This is a genomic window from Litoribacter ruber (assembly GCF_018500185.1).
In the GTDB taxonomy this organism is placed as follows: domain Bacteria; phylum Bacteroidota; class Bacteroidia; order Cytophagales; family Cyclobacteriaceae; genus Litoribacter; species Litoribacter ruber.
On sequence record NZ_JAHBGI010000010.1, the window covers coordinates 65,677 to 82,273 of the forward strand.

Sequence of the window (16,597 nt, forward strand, 5' to 3'; positions counted from 1 at the left end):
TACATTTGTGCAACATATAATTTTGCAAATACCTACATTATGGATAATAGCATCAAAGTAAAATTTGACAAGATTGACAGGAAGATTTTAGAAATCCTTCAGGCTAACGCGAAAATCACTAATGCTCAGCTTTCGAAAGACATTGGGCTTTCCCCTGCACCTACTTTGGAGAGGGTGAAAAAACTGGAGCAGTCTGGGATCATCAAAAGTTACCATGCCAAACTTGACCCTGAGAAAATCGGGCTAGGTGTAAGTACCTTCGTATTGGTAGGTCTAGTAGGCCACAACAAAGGTAACATCGACGCTTTCATGAAGGAAATCAACCTTATTCAGGAAGTGATTGAGTGTCACCACATTACTGGTACTGGTGATTTCATCTTGAAAATCATCGCTAAAGACATCACTGCTTACCAAAAGTTGATGTTGGAAAGAGTTTCTGAAATCAAAGAAGTGGATTCCATGCAGTCAATGGTTATCCTTTCAACTTTCAAGGACAGCAAAGTCCTTCCTATACCTGCTTAAGAAAGACTTTAAAAAGTTTGAGGGTGGCTTAGCGGTCACCCTTTTTTTGTTGTTTAACTTTGTACTCTGGGACCGGTCAGTTTGGTTCCTTAATTGGTTGAAATAATGGAGACGAAGAATCCTTGGACCACCCTTTCTTTAGAGCTTAAATACGACAATCCGTGGATTGCCGTTGAGGAGCATCAAGTTTTGACACCTGCAGGCACAGATGGTATTTATGGCAAGGTTCATTTCAAAAACCTTGCGCTAGGGATTATTCCCGTAGATGAGCAGGGGGATACCTGGCTGGTAGGACAGTATCGCTATACACTGGGAGAATATTCTTGGGAAATCCCCATGGGAGGAGGACCGCTTGATGTGGATATGCTGGAAAGCGCCCAAAGGGAACTGAAGGAAGAGACGGGACTTTCCGCCCAAAAATGGGAAAACATCATGAGGATCCACACTTCCAATTCGGTGACCGATGAGGAGGGCTTCGTTTTTTTGGCCACCGATTTGACACAGGGTGAGACTGAATTTGAGGAAACCGAGAAACTCCACGTTAAAAAGCTTCCGCTATCCAAGGCTTTGGAAATGGTGATGAATGGAGAGATTACAGATGCGATAAGTATTGCAGGCTTGCTGAAAGCAGGTAGGCTTTTAGATATAAAATAACAGATGACTCAACTAACCTATAAAGAGCATTTCAACCGCACCTTCAATTTGGCGTATCCGGTGATGTTAAGCCAGTTGGGGCAGGTTTTGGTCGGGGTGGCGGACAGTATGATGGTGGGCCGCTTGGGAGCCGAGCCATTGGCCGCGGCATCATTGGCCAACAGTATTTTCTTTGTGGTGCTGATGTTTGGGATCGGCGTGTCCATGGCCATAACGCCTCTTGTTGCTGCAGCCGACGGGAAGGGCAGCAGGAAACGTATTGCCAAACTTTTTAAACATGGTTTTGTCATCAATATGTTCTCGGCGCTGGGGCTGTTTTTGATCATTGTGATGGCCGCGCCATCGCTGGGTTATATGAACCAGCCAGAAGAGGTGGTCAGGCTGGCCATTCCTTATTTGGGAATTATCACCCTTTCCCTTATCCCTTTCATGTTTTTCCAGACCTTTAAGCAGTTTGCTGAGGGGCTATCCCAGACCAAGCAGGCAATGTTTATAACCATTTTCTGCAACCTGATCAACGTATTCCTTAACTGGGTGTTGATCTATGGTAAGCTAGGTTTTCCTGAAATGGGCCTAAACGGAGCTGGATGGGCCACCCTGATTTCGAGGGTGTTGATGGGCCTGATCATGTGGTATTATGTGTGGCATTCCAAAAGGTACACTGAATATAAAATTGGCTTCGGCTTTAAAAAACTCAGTTTTCCCATGATTTCCAAAATGCTAAAGATAGGTGTGCCCACAGGGTTTCAGTTTATCTTCGAAGTGGGAGCCTTCAGTGCCGCAGCCATTATGATGGGCTGGATTGGGGTGAATGCCCTTGCCGCACATCAGATAGCCATAAATTTGGCCTCCATCAGTTACATGATGGCCTCTGGGCTATCGGCCGCCGCCATGGTGCGGGTGGGAAACCAGCTGGGACGAAATGATATCAAAACGTTAAGGGAAGCAGGATTTACCATCTTTGGCATGGTAGCCTTGTTCATGCTATGTTTTGCTTTTATCTTCATTGTGTTCAGAAATTTCTTGCCGACCCTATATATCGATGAACTTCCGGTTATTGAAATGACCGCCTCCTTGTTGATTATCGCAGGATTTTTCCAGCTTTCTGACGGCATTCAAGTGGTAGGGCTAGGGGCCTTGAGGGGAATGTCTGATGTGAAAGTACCCACCTTGGTGACTCTGGTCGCCTATTGGGTGATGGGGCTTCCATTGGGTTACCTTTTTGCCTTTGTCTTCAACATGCAGGAAAAGGGTATCTGGTATGGGCTTCTGATTGGTTTGACATCCACAGGTGTGATGCTGTTGTGGAGGTTTCACAAGCTCAGTGATAAGTTACTCAAAGAAACAAAAGCGCCGGTTTTGGACTAAAGCCGGCGCCTTAATTGCCCTCTCTCTGGCGCAATTCAACATTTTTGACTATTTTCCAATCTACAATTTTTAAATATGGAAAATAAGAAAGATTCACGCCCAATCAATTTCAGCCGAACCACCATCACCGAACTCATGATTCCCAGCTACGCCAATTTTGGCGGGAAGATCCATGGGGGTATTCTATTGTCACTTATGGACAAAGTAGCCTATGCCTGCGCCAGCAAGCATAGCGGGGCATATTGTGTGACCGTCTCGGTCGACACCGTGGATTTTCTAAAGCCTGTCTCGGTAGGTGAGCTGGTATCACTCAAGGCTTCCGTCAATTATGTGGGGAATTCCTCCATGGTGATAGGGATCAAGGTGATATCTGAGGATGTCAAATCAGGAAAGGTGAACCATACCAATACCAGTTATTTCACCATGATTGCCAAGGGGGATGATGATAAGCCATTTACTGTTCCTAAACTAATACTGGAAACACCTACCGATCTCCGCAGGTTTGTGGAGGCAATCTATAGAAGGAAGTTTAAGAGAAGCTACGGCGAGAGCCTCAAGGATATCAAAAGCCATTGGGAAGATGAGGACATCAAGGCCCTGCTCAAGAATGAAAGATGTATTAACAAAGCCGACTTATGAAAAAAACTATACTGACCGCGGCCTTGGCCATTGCCTTGGCCTACTCTGAAAGCCACGCCCAGTCGCATGTCATGTCCCAGCGAGACCAAGCCGAGGTGATTGACCAATGGCTAAACGACAAACTGGATTCTGTCCTTCCCAAACTCATGCGCAGAGAGGGGATTGATATGTGGTTTGTGGTAAGCCGGGAATATAATGAAGATCCGGTGATCAGGACTTTGCTCCCTGCCACCTGGCATGCCGCAAGGCGAAGGACCATGCTCCTGCTTTATGATCAAGGGGAGGGAAAAGGGGTGGAAAAACTTGCCGTGGCCCGCTATGATGTGGGAAAAGCATTTAAGAAATCCTGGGATCCAGAGGAAACTCCTGACCAATGGGAGCAGCTTACCAAGCTAATTGAAGAACGCAATCCATCTAAAATCGCTGTGAATATGGCGGACAATTATGGGCATGCTGACGGGTTGAACGCTACCGAATATAACCTGCTGATGGAATACCTGCCGGAAAACCTGAAAGACAAGGTGGTATCAGCCGAAAACCTGGCCGTGGGCTGGCTGGAAACCCGCACTCCAGCGGAAATGGCTACTTACAGGCATATTGTAGGTTTGGCACATGAAATCATTGCCGAAGGGCTTTCCGAAAAAGTCATTACGCCAGGTGTTACTACCACCGATGATGTGGTGTGGTGGTATAGGGAAAGAATCAAGGAGCTCAAGCTGGATACTTGGTTTCATCCCACTGTAGATATTCAACGGCCTGAAAGTGAGAAAACGTTGAAGTCGTTTGCCAGCAGGCCAGAGGCTGAGGTGATCATGCCGGGTGATCTGCTTCACATGGATTTTGGAATTACCTATTTGAGGTTAAATACGGATACCCAGCAACTGGCCTATGTGCTTAAGCCAGGGGAAACCGAGGTGCCATCCTATTTGGAAGATGCCTTAAAGGTAGGAAACAGGCTGCAGGATATCTTGACCAGCCAGTTTGAGACAGGAAGAAGCGGTAACGAGATATTGAGGAGAAGTTTGGAAATTGCAGAGAAGGAAAACATCAAGGCTACCATTTACACCCACCCGATCGGTTATCATGGCCATGCGGCGGGCCCTACCATAGGGATGTGGGACAATCAGGGCGATACCCCCGGATCGGGAGATTACCCGCTTTACCCCAATACGGCCTTTTCTATTGAGCTGAATGCAGAGGTGTTTATAACGGAATGGGACAAAGATGTTCGCATAATGCTGGAGGAAGAGGCGATTTATGATGGGGAGAAGGTCACCTATATCAATGGAAGGCAGACCAAGATCATGCCCATTCCCCGGCGCTCCACTCATCTCAACCCGTAAGAGGGTTCTATCAAAGAGGATTGATCCTCCGGTATTTCATCACTAAACTGGAGGCTCATTCCTTCAATTACAAAGTAGTGGCCCAAGCTATAGGCGGCCACCAATACCACTACTCGAATGGGATCCTGATAGTATAGGCCCATACTATGCAGGATATCCACTGTCAAGAACAGCACAGATCCCACCAAAACCGGAACATAAGTTCTTGGTTTTAAATATTTTCTTCGCCTAAATGCGGCTATCATGGTAAGCACCAAAAAGATGCTGTAAATCAAAACGGGTGTTTTGAACACGCCTAGACGTGGGAAAATGATCAACAATACCGCCAGAATGATGGTGATAAAGATGATTTCAGGAAGGAAGAAGGTATCTTTTTTGAACTTTGGCTTTTGCTGAAAGGAAAGAAAGAACATCAGCCCGTATGCCACATTGGCCACTATAAAGCTACAAAGGCCGAGCATTCTGAAAAGGATGATTTCAAAATCCACCATGAAGAAAATGTCCCCAAGAAATTTGAAGAAGGTTGCTGTGATAAGAATTGGGATCAATGGGTGTTCAAATTTTTTGAACAGGGTAATCAGGGCAAACAAAATGGCTGGCACAATCAAAAGCCTACTTAGGTAATGAACCATATTGCTGCCCCCGCCCAATAGTGCGCTAAAGATAGCCACCAGCGTGATGACAGTATATCCCAATATGAATGTTCTGTTATTGGCAATCATTACCTTTTACAAGAATTAGACTTCTGAAATATAGTAACAACTTTCAAGTAATGTATTAATGTTATATTATCAAAATGTTTTGCGTTTATTTGCCTATTAAATATTTTCTCTTGTATGGAAAAGTAAATAAGTAGACAAAAGCAATCAGCGCACTTACCGTGCCCAGCAAAAACACCATCTTGAAATTGCTAGCTTGGTTTGCAAACAGCCAGCCGGAAAACAATGCCCCCATACCGATACCTGCCTCAAGGGCAATGTACATCGTGGCCAGCGCTCTTCCCCGATAAGCATCAAGGGATAAATCAATCGTCCAAGCCGTAACGGTAGGTGAGTTCATTCCCACAGAGCATCCAAAAAGTACTCCGCCAATCATCAGCATCATCTTGCTGTCTGCATAAGCTATAATTAGCATAGATAATGCCATAATGAAAGTGGCAATCTTGAGGATGGGGATCCTGCCATAGCGGTCCGAAGTTTTTCCAGCTATGATTCTGATAGCCAGAGAGGATAGGGTGAAGACTGCAAAAAACAGCCCTTTGTTCTTTATACCCAAATGCGCTGAATAATCCGGAATTATTGTCAGGATGATGCCAAAAGAGAAAACGGTAAAAAACAGGACTACCGATGGATCCACCACCCGCTTTTCAATGATCTCATGTCTTTTTAGCATGAGATGGCTTTTGTGAAGTTTTTCTTTGTTGGGTACAGTTTCTTTTAGCTTGAAAAGAATGACTACCGACAGCAATGCAATGATAGCCGAGAGATAAAACAATGGCGTAAGGCCATAAATGGCAGCAATGTATCCCCCAAGTGCCGGCCCCGCTGCCATGCCTAGGGATCCGAAAAGCGATTGTATACCCATAGCTTCTCCTCTCCGCTGAAAGGGCACAATGTCGGCCACATAAGCTGAAGTGCCGGTAGGGGTAAAGCCGGTTGAGAAGCCATGCACAAACCTTAAGAACAGAAAACCACCGATCGAGGTCATGATAGGATACATCAAGCTTACCCCGAAGCAAATCATGGCACCAAAAACCATCACGGGGATCCTTCCCACCTTGTCGGCCAGCTTTCCGCTAAAGGGCCTAGAAAGACCAGCTGTTAGGGTAAACAAGGAGATGATAAGACCTTTGTAATCCTCCCCGCCCAAAGAAGTGAGATAGGAGGGGAGCTCGGGCACGATCATGTTGAAGCTGGCAAAGAACAGAAATGAACTTATGCACAGCAACATGAAATCAAGGGTAAAGAAGGAAGGCCGGAAGTTCATGGGGTTTCAAATGATTAAAGGCACCGCTTGTCGCAGTGCCTTTAATCGCATTAATAAGAATGGTGATGCTTAATCCTGTTTAGACTCCTTTTCGCTTTGGGCCAGCAGGTAAGCTTTGATAAATTCATTCAGGTTGCCGTCCAGCACAGACTGTACGTCGGAAGTTTCATGACCGGTCCGGGCATCCTTGATGAGCTTATATGGGTGAAGCACATAGTTACGAATTTGAGAACCAAAGTCGATCCTCATTTTGCCGGACTCAATTTTCGCCCTCTCGGCATTTCGCTTCTCCATCTCCAGCTGATAAAGCCTGGACTTCAGCATTTGCATGGCCTTCTCACGGTTGGCTAGCTGCGAACGCTCGATCTGGCAGACCACCACGATTCCGGTTGGCTTGTGGGTCAGCTGAACTTTGGTTTCTACCTTGTTCACGTTCTGCCCGCCTGCCCCACCTGATCGGGAGGTGTGTAGCTCGATGTCCGAAGGGTTGATTTCAATCTCAATGGTATCGTCCACCACAGGATAGGCATATACAGAGGCAAAAGAAGTGTGTCTTCTTCCACCACTGTCAAATGGTGAAATTCTTACTAATCTGTGTACACCGATCTCGGATTTTAGAAACCCATAAGCCAGAGGTCCGTCAAATTCCAGCGTAACCGACTTGATCCCGGCCACTTCACCTTCTTGGAGGTCTACTTCACGAACTTTGTAGCCGTTTTTCTCTCCCCACATAATGTACATCCTCATCAGGATGGATGCCCAGTCGTTACTTTCCGTACCGCCCGCACCTGGATTGATTTCCAGCATGGCGCTCAATTGGTCCTCTTCACTGCTGAGCATTTTTTTCAGCTCGAGGTCTTCAACTTCTGATAAGGCCTTGTTGTAATCAGCTTTGAGCTCGCTTTCGTCTACCTCTCCGGCAGTGTAAAACTCATATAGCACTTCCAGGTCCTGCACTTGGGTTTCCACCTTTTCATAGGCAGATGTCCAAGCTTTACGCGCCTGGATTTGTTTCATTGTTTTTTCGGCTTCTTCCGGATCATTCCAGAAGTCCGGTTGGGCGGATACCGCCTCTAGGTCTTCTATTTCTACTTTCTTACGATCGTAGTCAAAGATACCTCCTCAAGGCCGTGATACGCGCCTTCAAGTCTTTCAACCCGTCTGATGTCATAATAAATTCGTTTTATTTTAAGGGTGCAAATTTCGATATTTAAAACCGATTTACCTAATCTCCCCAGTTTAACAATTTCCTCAACAGAAATGTGGCCCTCCACCCAATCAGTCAATCTGGTCCTCAGGCTCCTGTCGGATCAATTGAATTCTGTTGCGGCCCTGGTTTTTGAAATACTTATATTTCGTAAGGGATATGATTCCACTGGTAGCAAAAAGAGCACCTGAGAGAATCAGCCCGCCTGTACTGTAGCTTAGCCTGCCGTCATGATAGAGGCTGTTGATCGTTTCGGCGGTCAACCACAGAGCTCCCGCTCCAGCCGCCAACGTGCTGAGGTTTCGAATAGTCTGGTTTCTCTCGTCCTTGTGCCGGATGTCCACCACAGCGATTTGCTCAGGCTTGAGCACATTTTCACGCATCACTATGATATCCTGCTGGATTTCTGTGATGACGTCGGTGTAGAAGTAGTCCGCATCAGTTTGCCTGTAGGTGATTTCTTCCCCTACTTCGTAGAAAATCCTGGTTTTCTTATTGGTGCCTCTTTGCAGAAGCAATACATGCTGGGCAAAAGCAGCCTCGAGGCAGAATAAACATGCCAGTGATAAGAATAATACTTTCATAAATCCAAGTGAAAGGTAATCGTGCACATAAAAAGAGCAACACCTAGGTGGATGTTGCTCTTTATGAATTTAAAGTTTGGTAATCCAGCCGTAAGGATCTTCTTTTTTGCCATACTTGATAGCATCAAGTTCTTCCAATACGTTGTAGCTAAAGGAGTCGCTTGGTTTTTCTGGCAAAGTAAAATCCTTGCCATTTACAGAGATGAGTGAAATGTGGGCTATGGTAGCGGCGGTACCGGTACCAAAGGCTTCCACCACGGAGCCTTTTTCCAAGGCCTCTTCCAGTTCTGCCACTCTTAGAAATCTCTCTTCCACATTCAATCCCATTTCCTTGGCCAATATCAACACACTTTCCCTGGTAATACCTGCCAAAATGGTGCTGGTGGTCAATGGGGCCGTGATCAAGGTGCCGTTGATGATAAACATAATATTCATCGTGCCGCTTTCCTCTATAAACTGGTGGGACTTGGCGTCTGTCCAGAGTAGCTGGTCATAGCCTTCCTTCTGGGCAAGCAAGGCAGGATACAAGGAACCTGCATAATTGCCCGCGGCTTTTGCATAACCTGTACCGCCTTCAGCCGCGCGGCTATATTTAGTTTCCACCTTCACCTTCACTGGCTTGGCATAGTAGTGCCCCACCGGGCAGGTGAATATGATGAATTTATAATTGCTGGATGGTCGGATCCCAAGAAAATCGTCTGTGGCAAAAATGAAGGGCCTGATGTAAAGAGAATACCCGTCCTTGTTAGGAATCCAGGCATTGTCCACCTCCAAAAGTTTTTTCAACCCGCTCATGAATATTTCCTCCGGAAGTTCAGGGATACACATTCTTTGAGCTGAGACGTTGAGTCGTTTTTGGTTCTCCTCCGGTCTAAAAATCAGGGTTTCCCCGTCTTTGTTTTTGTAAGCTTTCATACCCTCAAATACCGACTGCCCATAATGAAGGGTCGAGTTTGCCGGATTGAGGGTGAGCGGAGCATACGGCTCTATTCTAAACTCGCCCCATTCGCCATCCTTAAAATCAGCCACAAACATGTGGTCGCTGATGGTCTGTCCAAACTGTAGGTTGTCGAAGTCAGTTTGCAATAGTTTGGAGTCGGAGGTTTGGTTAATTTGGATTTCTATGGTAGTGTTCATGTTGTTATTTTCTAGGTTCCCACAGGACCTCGTTAATATTCAGTTCTTTAGCCATCATTCTACCCAGCACAAAAAGGTAATCGGAAAGCCGGTTGATATAGGTGACGATCAGTTCATCCACATGCTCCGATTCATTTAATAGAATGATGCATCTTTCTGTCCTTCTGCAAACCGTTCGGGCCAAATGACAAAAGGAAACCGCCTGGTGTCCACCTGGCAATACAAAATTTTTCAGCGGTGCAAGTTGCTTGTCCATCTCATCGATAGCTTTCTCCAGCAACTCGACATCTTGCTCATGGATGTCGGGCCTCTTGACCTTGTCCTTGCCTGGGGCCGTGGCCAGTGCCGCTCCGACGGTGAAAAGCCTGTCCTGAATATCCTTCAAAAAGTCCGCTCGGCTCGAATTGACCTCCTGATCTCTGAGCAAGCCTATATAGGAATTGAGCTCGTCGACTGTTCCATAGGCGTCAATGCGTAGGTGAGCCTTGGATACACGGGTGCCTCCAAGTAGAGAGGTGGTGCCTTTGTCCCCTGATTTGGTATAGATTTTCATGGAAGAATTGAAAGTTGGTGTTATGTTTAACCCAATTCTTGGGCTTCCTGTTTTACTTTGGCTCTGGTTGGGTTATGGTTGATAGTATCAGACTCTACAAGTCCATCTCTCAATCTTACAATTCTATGCGCATAATGGGCGATATCATCCTCGTGCGTGACCATGATGATGGTGTTGCCTTTGGAATGCAATTCCTCAAAAAGGCCCATAATGTCATAAGAGGTTTTGGTATCCAAGTTACCGGTAGGTTCATCGGCAAGGATGATACTCGGGTCATTCACCAATGCCCTGGCAATGGCCACCCTTTGGCGCTGACCTCCTGAAAGTTCATTGGGTTTGTGACTTACCCTGTCGGCCAGCCCCACATTCTTCAGTGCCATGTAGGCTTTGTCGTGCCGTTCGGTTTTGCCATACCCAGCATAGATAAGTGGAAGGGCTACATTTTCCAAGCAAGTGGCCCTGGGTAAAAGGTTGAACGTTTGGAACACGAACCCGATTTCCCGGTTTCTGATTTCGGCCAGCTCGTTTTCGGTCATGTCACTTACATCTTTGTTGTTCAAAATGTAGGTGCCCGCCGATGGGGTGTCCAAGCAACCGATTATGTTCATGAGTGTGGACTTTCCTGATCCGGAAGGCCCCATAAAAGCCACATATTCCCCTCTGTTGACGGTGATGGAAATAGATTTTAAAGCGTGTACTTCTTCGGCTCCCATTCGGTAAACCTTCTGAATGTCATTGGTTTCAATTACTTTTCCCATCGCATAAAATTATTTTAGGATTTCAATATACGGTTTTCAAAGGATTATTACAGTATGATATGCCACAAACGGCATTTAAAAGTGTTTAACTTGTAGTTCCTCAAGGGTTTGGTCATCCACCCAGCCCCGCATGTCGCTCAAAGCCTCACTTCCATATTGGTGCAAGCCGGCCATCCGGCTGTGTTTGACAAAATTGATCCACAACAAAGGATCTCTGTTGAAACTGATTGCTTCCTGAAGGATGTTGTATTTTTCCATCAGGTCTTCCTCAGCTTCTACCGCTTTGAGCACCAAAGGGGTCCAATAGGCGTTGGCGGTAAGGTCACTGCCGTCCACTGTTCTTTCCAATCTTTCATGGCTTGGGATCTTCCATTCACCGGGTTGCAGCATGGTGATGAGCTCAGATATATAGCTTTCTTCCTGTTGAAAGGTTGGCGATTGGAGGATCAAGGTCTTTAACCCTTCCAATTCTTTTGTGTCGAACCAATGGGCTTTTCTCCAAAGTGTTTCATAAGCAAGTCTAGACCTCATATCCACATCATCTACAGTTGCAATTCTGTCCAAAACCTCTTGCTTGGTGGCGGGAAGCAATCTAGAAAGTGCGTGAAAGAAACGTTCTTCCTGGGTTTCCACTACTGTTTCCTCTTCCAAGTTGAGCCACTCCGGCCAGTCTGCCTCATACTGCAGGGCAATCCGCATTGCCAAATCGGGCTTCCCTCCAAAATATAAGATTGCCAAGTGCTCGGGCTTGAAATTCCGAAAGCCCTTTTCTTCTGCCTGCTGAAGTTCTTTGGCCGCCTTTTCAAAATCAAGTTGACCAGCCAGAATCATGGCAGTGAGGTGGTGGTAATATCCGGCTGAGCCCGCAAACCCGAAGGCAAGTCCGTTGCTGTATTCCACAGCTTCATTTATCTTGTTGGCCTGGAGGGTCCGCAGCACCCTGAGCTGCCTCCATTCTTCTTCGACCTGGGGGGCATTTTCCTCGGAAAGTTTCTGGTCAATAAATGCCAGGTCATCCCCAACTGTCCCAGTGGTCTGGTTGCTCCATTGGTTGGTCAGCAGCGCCCTCTCCAGAAGTGGCGTATTCACTTCTTTTTCATCTCGTAAACTGAAAGGGGCTATATTCCCTTTTTGGTTGTGAAAAGCCAGGCTGTTGATCTGTGCAATCAAATCGTTTTCAGGATCCATTTCCTCTTCAAATCGGATGAGGTGTTTTACCTGAAGCCCGATTTTATTGGCCAAAATGATTTTATTGTTGGCTGAAAGATTTTCCAGCAAGGCGTAGGCATCTTCCGATTTGTTGATTCTGCTCTGCAGCAGCGCCAGGTTGTTGCTCAAATGAATGTTGTCAGGGAAAATCTCTAAGCCTTTGGTCAGGTAGAATATCGCATCCAGGACTTTGTTTTCCCTATGCAAAACCGAGGACAGCAAAATGATATCATTCACGGTAGGTGCCACCTCCAGACTTTGTTCGAGCTCTCTTTTGGCCAAGGTTGGCTGTCTTTGGTTGAGCTTCATGTGGGCCGAGGCATTTTTTGCCTTTGGGTTGTTCCTATAGCGGTCCCAGCTGTTTTCAAACAGGATCCCAGCTTCAAGTGGACGATTGGTGGCGTAATAATAGTCAGCGGCCAAATTAGTGGAGCTGGCCCCAAACTGCAAACCAATAACCCCGTCGGCAAACATGACCAAACTGAGCATACCGATCAGGGCTCCAAGTCTCATGTGGATGTAGGCGAAAAGCTTGGGTTCGAATAGCACCCTGTGCACCATCTGCCCGCTGTTCATCAAGTTGGAGAAATTGGCTAGCACATAGGCAAAGAAGAGTGTACTAAAGGCTATTTGGGTATAAATAAAACCATGTCTGAGAAAGTCATGCATGGGCTGGTTAACCGAAAAGGCTGCCTTCCAGTAGGTGAAAATAGCAATGGCGAAACCGATCAGATAGAAGTTTTTCCCTATGCTTGGAAAAGGGTAGGGCTGCTCAATCTGCTTGGTTTTGAGGTGCACCTCCAAAAAGCCCAAAGCTCCCACCAGCAAAAACAAAAAAGGAATGGGTACTATAGGGAAGCCAAATGTGGCGTTTCCGGTAATGTCAAGATATACAAAGATAAGTGCTATCAGGTAGATGATAAAGATAGTTACAAAGTGCCAGGTGACTTTGATCCCGACGCCTTTATTAAGTTTGACGAGCAGGAAAAACAAACCTGTGATGGCGGAGTGGCCTATGTAGGCAAAAAAGATGAAGGAAAATCCCATAGCCAAAAGGCTGAGGTTTTCGGCCATCATGAGGTAGGGATTGATCACCGGGCTTAAGTATGCCAACAGTGGCAAGGTCAAAAGACCAACAGGGATAATTACTAGGGCTCTTTTGCCAAGCTGCCAATGGTCCAAAAAAGTATGGATAAGCATGGCCGGAGCCACCATCCCCAAAATCCAGATCAATAGACCATAAGGAGTGTTAATGCCCCCAATATTCAAACCGTTGAATCCGGCCAGCAGGGATAGTCCTATGAATATTACTGCTGTGACAATGAACTGAACCCGCTTGAAGGTGGATACAAATACCATCCCCGCAGCGGTCAATAGCCAAATGGCCAACCCAAAAACAAGGGTGGAATTCGTCTGAAGGATAGGGGGGAGGGATTCGTAATTCTGGAAAAGCACAAAGTTTTCAACCTCCAGTGGCAACTGGTATAATCCCAAATTCAGAAACTTGAGGGGAATGTTTATCTTTTCAGAAAAAATGCCCGGCTCGAGCGGCATGGCTCTACCCGGGTTGATATAAAGTGTTTCTATAAGAATTACCGCCCCGATCAGGCATAGCAGGCCTAAAAGGAGGTAGTTCGTGCGACTCGAAAACCGCATTATTCCATTACTTTTGGTACCCTGAAGTAATCAGAGTCTTTTTGAGGCGCGTTTTTCAGTCCTTTTTCATGTGAAAGGTGCTCGCCTACTTTATCTTCCCTCAATACATTGACTTCAGATGACATGGTGGTGATGGGCTCCACTCCTTCGGTATCCACCTCGTTGAGCTTTTCCACCCAGTCCAAAATCTGGGTCATGTCTTTGGTCATTTTCTCTGCCCCTGCCTCATCAAATTCAAGTCTGGCCAAATGGGCGATTTTCTTAAGGGTATTGTTATCTATTTTCATGTATGATCAAATTCTGAAGATTATTGTTTTCAGCTACTGTTTGGCCTGAAACCACCAGCTCGGGGTTGTCCTTCCACAATTGCTCCTGAATGGTTTGGTAGCAACGTTCTTTTAGCTCCCCTGCAGCCTTTACATCCAGTCCTTCCACTGAAATCGGCGGGTGAAAAACGACCTTGATGTTTTTATAGTTCAGCAACAGTTTGCCGTCGTCCGGCAAAATTAAGTGATTATAGGATAAAGTTACAGGAATAATGGGGATTTGTTTCTCAAGGGCCACCTTGAAGGCCCCATCTTTAAACCTGCCCATTTGCGGAGGGTTTGGGGCGATGATTCCCCCTTCGGGAAAAATCACCACGCTGCTGCCTTTATCCAAGGCCTCCTTGGTTTTGGTGATCGTTTCTCCCCTGCTTCTCAGGCTACTTCTGTTGACGGCAATGTGCAAATTTCTGAACATGTAGCCAAAAATCGGAAGTTTGCCCAGGGAGCTTTTCCCGATAAAGATGGCATCATTGGGAATCAGCCCCAAGGCGGGGATGTCCAGATAGGAGAAATGGTTGGCTACGATGATGTACTGCTTGCTGAACTTCAGGTGGTGTTTGTTTTCGTATTTCACCTTGATGAAAAGCATCACAAAAAACAGCTTGGCCCACACTCTGTTGAGCATGCGCCCGTATTTCTTCAGGCCGGGAATCTCGATGGTCAACACAAAAAAAGGCAAAAGCAACAGGAAGGTGATGATAAACACCCCCAAACCGTAAATTGAATATATCCTCCTCAGAATTTTCATTGCTTGTTTACCATGTGGTTGGCCACTTTTACGAAGTACCCCAACATTTGATCTTTTACCGTGGAATCAAAATCCATTTTATCCATTGCCTTCATCATGGCATTCAGCCAGGCATCCCGCATCCTACCGCCGATTTCCCAGTTGAAATGCCTTCTGCGCAACATGGGATGGCCCCGCTTTTCGCTGTAAGTCTGGGGGCCGCCAAATACCTGTAGCAAAAACAGGAAAAGCCTTTCCTCGGCAGGAGCCAACTCCTCGGGATAAAGAGCCCTCAGATCTGGGTTTAGAGCCACTTCCTCATAGAAATAATGGACCAGCTTCTTGATTTTTTCCTCCCCAATTTTGCTATAGATTGTTTGGAAATCGTGCATGCTTTTTCTTTGGCACAAACATACTTAAAAAAAACCTGAAATCTGCAGGCAAGGATCTTAACAAATATTAAACCATCCGTTTGACTCTTAGGGAGGTGCCCTCGGCGCTGATCACCACTATTTTTTCTCCCCTATCGATAAATTCCCCGCGGCTGTAGGCATCATACAGTTCATCTTCCACTATTATTTTGCCGCTAGGCATAAGTCGGGTATGCGTGACTCCTTCCTTGCCTACCAGCGAATCGCTGTAGAAGGAACTGGTATAGCCTTCCGACTTGCTGAGGGTAGTGGCCAAAGAGATGTGGTTGAAAGCTTTCCATTGGTTTACCTTTGGTGCCAGGTAGAAAATCAGGGCTATGCTGATTACTGCCGAAAGGATCACGGTAAGCAATGCGGTAAATAATTCCCCTGTGGGCACAAAAGTGAAGTCAAAGGCGTCGTTTGGCAGCATGCCGAAGGTAAGTCCGGCCAGGATACCCAAGATGCCCAATATGCCAAACACCCCAAATCCCGGCAGCACGAATATTTCGACCGCCAGCAGGACAAAACCAACTATAAAAATCAAAATCTCCCAATTCCCAGCCAATCCGGTGAGGTAATAGGGGATGAAATATAAGATCATCGCCAATACGGACGCAGCCAGAGGGAAGCCCACGCCCGGTGTCTGGATCTCAAAGTAGATGCCTGCAAATATCACCAGAATCAAGAAACCGCTGACAGCAGGGTTTAGGAAGAAAGCAATGACCTTTTCCACGCCGCTTGGTTCATATCGGGTGATTTCAAAATCAGTAATGCCCTGCCTTTCTATGATTTCCTCAATACTGTTTACTTGGGCTTCACAAAAGCCGTTTTCTATGGCTTCAGAAACCGAAAAGGTAATAACCGAGCCCTCCTTGGTGATGCCTTCTATTTCGATGCTCTGGTCCACCATGGCTTCGGCGATTTGGGGATCGCGGCCTTTGGCTTCAGCGGTGCTTCTCATCATGGAGCGCATGTAGGATTGGTACTTGTCGGGAGCCGCTTCGCCTGATCCACCTACCACCACTGTGGCGGCGCCTATGCTTGCCCCGCGGGCCATGTAGATGCTGTCGGCTGCTATGGAGATCAGTGCCCCTGCGGAGGCGGCATCCTTGTCTATGAACACGTGGATGGGAATCTCCGACTCCAATACCATGGTACGGATATCGTCGGCATCATTAACAGCCCCTCCGTAAGTATCCATATGGATGATGATGAGGTCGGCGGCTTTTTCCTTGGCCTCCTCCATGGCAAGGGTGACCTGTCTGTTCATCCTGGGGTCTATGTCCGATTTGATGTCAAAAACAAAAACCTTGGAAGTGGCGGCTGGAATGCTGTTCTCCTGAAAAGCAAAGCTTTGGGAAGCTACTAGGCCCAGCAAACATAGCCATATATAAAAAGGATACTTCATGAATGATGCTATTTTACTCACCAATATACCTAAATTATTGATTTTATCGTTGCTCCTATAGTAAAAGAATCGACTTCCAAACTGATTACAGTGCTGATTTTAGGGTG

General features: G+C 46.4%; 17 protein-coding genes. 5 read left to right on the top strand and 12 right to left on the bottom strand.

Going from position 1 to position 16,597, the window contains the following annotated elements:
* Positions 1-39: 39 nt before the first annotated feature.
* The 5 genes from KIH41_RS13715 (at position 40) to KIH41_RS13735 (ending at position 4,526) form a co-directional block, all read left to right on the top strand.
* Positions 40-522 (top strand): Lrp/AsnC family transcriptional regulator, encoded by a 483-nt coding sequence (locus KIH41_RS13715; protein WP_143960347.1) that lies wholly within the window; start codon positions 40-42, stop codon positions 520-522.
* A 105-nt stretch (positions 523-627) separates the two neighbouring features.
* The gene (locus KIH41_RS13720; protein ID WP_213943713.1) at positions 628-1,176 is read left to right on the top strand and encodes an NUDIX domain-containing protein; all 549 of its coding nucleotides are present in this window, start codon (positions 628-630) and stop codon (positions 1,174-1,176) included.
* Positions 1,177-1,179: 3 nt separating this feature from the next.
* A complete protein-coding gene (locus tag KIH41_RS13725; RefSeq protein ID WP_214162748.1) occupies positions 1,180-2,544 on the top strand; it encodes an MATE family efflux transporter in 1,365 nt (454 codons plus the stop codon).
* Positions 2,545-2,619: 75 nt separating this feature from the next.
* Positions 2,620-3,183, top strand: coding sequence for an acyl-CoA thioesterase (locus tag KIH41_RS13730; protein WP_214162749.1), 564 nt, complete (start codon positions 2,620-2,622; stop codon positions 3,181-3,183).
* On the top strand, positions 3,180-4,526 hold the full coding sequence (locus tag KIH41_RS13735; protein ID WP_214162750.1) for a M24 family metallopeptidase: 1,347 nt from the start codon (positions 3,180-3,182) through the stop codon (positions 4,524-4,526). The genes KIH41_RS13730 and KIH41_RS13735 overlap by 4 nt, the downstream gene beginning before the upstream one ends.
* On the opposite strand, the gene KIH41_RS13740 is transcribed toward KIH41_RS13735, so the two are convergent.
* From KIH41_RS13740 to KIH41_RS13795, 12 genes are all read right to left on the bottom strand, one after another.
* Entirely contained in the window at positions 4,511-5,248 is a 738-nt protein-coding gene (locus tag KIH41_RS13740) for a lysoplasmalogenase family protein (protein WP_213943717.1), read from the bottom strand. The two genes, KIH41_RS13735 and KIH41_RS13740, sit on opposite strands and share 16 nt — an antisense overlap.
* A gap of 85 nt (positions 5,249-5,333) precedes the next feature.
* Complete coding sequence (locus tag KIH41_RS13745) at positions 5,334-6,512, bottom strand: MFS transporter (protein ID WP_213943718.1); 1,179 nt, start codon at positions 6,510-6,512, stop codon at positions 5,334-5,336.
* A gap of 69 nt (positions 6,513-6,581) precedes the next feature.
* A protein-coding gene (gene prfB, locus KIH41_RS13750; protein ID WP_214162751.1) for a peptide chain release factor 2 occupies positions 6,582-7,683 on the bottom strand; the annotation gives its coding sequence in 2 pieces (ribosomal slippage) (positions 6,582-7,622 and positions 7,624-7,683; 1,101 coding nt in all).
* A 107-nt stretch (positions 7,684-7,790) separates the two neighbouring features.
* A complete protein-coding gene (locus KIH41_RS13755) occupies positions 7,791-8,303 on the bottom strand; it encodes a hypothetical protein (protein WP_213943720.1) in 513 nt (170 codons plus the stop codon).
* Between the two features lie 69 nt (positions 8,304-8,372).
* Positions 8,373-9,440 (bottom strand): branched-chain amino acid aminotransferase, encoded by a 1,068-nt coding sequence (locus tag KIH41_RS13760; protein ID WP_214162752.1) that lies wholly within the window; start codon positions 9,438-9,440, stop codon positions 8,373-8,375.
* 4 nt (positions 9,441-9,444) lie between these two features.
* Positions 9,445-9,993, bottom strand: coding sequence for a cob(I)yrinic acid a,c-diamide adenosyltransferase (locus tag KIH41_RS13765; RefSeq protein ID WP_214162753.1), 549 nt, complete (start codon positions 9,991-9,993; stop codon positions 9,445-9,447).
* 26 nt (positions 9,994-10,019) lie between these two features.
* Complete coding sequence (locus KIH41_RS13770; RefSeq protein WP_213943723.1) at positions 10,020-10,751, bottom strand: ABC transporter ATP-binding protein; 732 nt, start codon at positions 10,749-10,751, stop codon at positions 10,020-10,022.
* A gap of 75 nt (positions 10,752-10,826) precedes the next feature.
* Positions 10,827-13,616, bottom strand: coding sequence for a hypothetical protein (locus tag KIH41_RS13775; protein ID WP_214162754.1), 2,790 nt, complete (start codon positions 13,614-13,616; stop codon positions 10,827-10,829).
* The gene (gatC, locus tag KIH41_RS13780) at positions 13,616-13,903 is read right to left on the bottom strand and encodes an Asp-tRNA(Asn)/Glu-tRNA(Gln) amidotransferase subunit GatC (RefSeq protein WP_213943725.1); all 288 of its coding nucleotides are present in this window, start codon (positions 13,901-13,903) and stop codon (positions 13,616-13,618) included. The genes KIH41_RS13775 and gatC overlap by 1 nt, the downstream gene beginning before the upstream one ends.
* The gene (locus KIH41_RS13785) at positions 13,890-14,690 is read right to left on the bottom strand and encodes a lysophospholipid acyltransferase family protein (protein ID WP_214162755.1); all 801 of its coding nucleotides are present in this window, start codon (positions 14,688-14,690) and stop codon (positions 13,890-13,892) included. The genes gatC and KIH41_RS13785 overlap by 14 nt, the downstream gene beginning before the upstream one ends.
* Entirely contained in the window at positions 14,687-15,061 is a 375-nt protein-coding gene (locus KIH41_RS13790) for a globin domain-containing protein (protein WP_213943727.1), read from the bottom strand. Before KIH41_RS13790 ends, KIH41_RS13785 begins: the two co-directional genes overlap by 4 nt.
* A gap of 67 nt (positions 15,062-15,128) precedes the next feature.
* The gene (locus KIH41_RS13795) at positions 15,129-16,490 is read right to left on the bottom strand and encodes an NfeD family protein (RefSeq protein ID WP_214162756.1); all 1,362 of its coding nucleotides are present in this window, start codon (positions 16,488-16,490) and stop codon (positions 15,129-15,131) included.
* Positions 16,491-16,597: the final 107 nt, after the last annotated feature.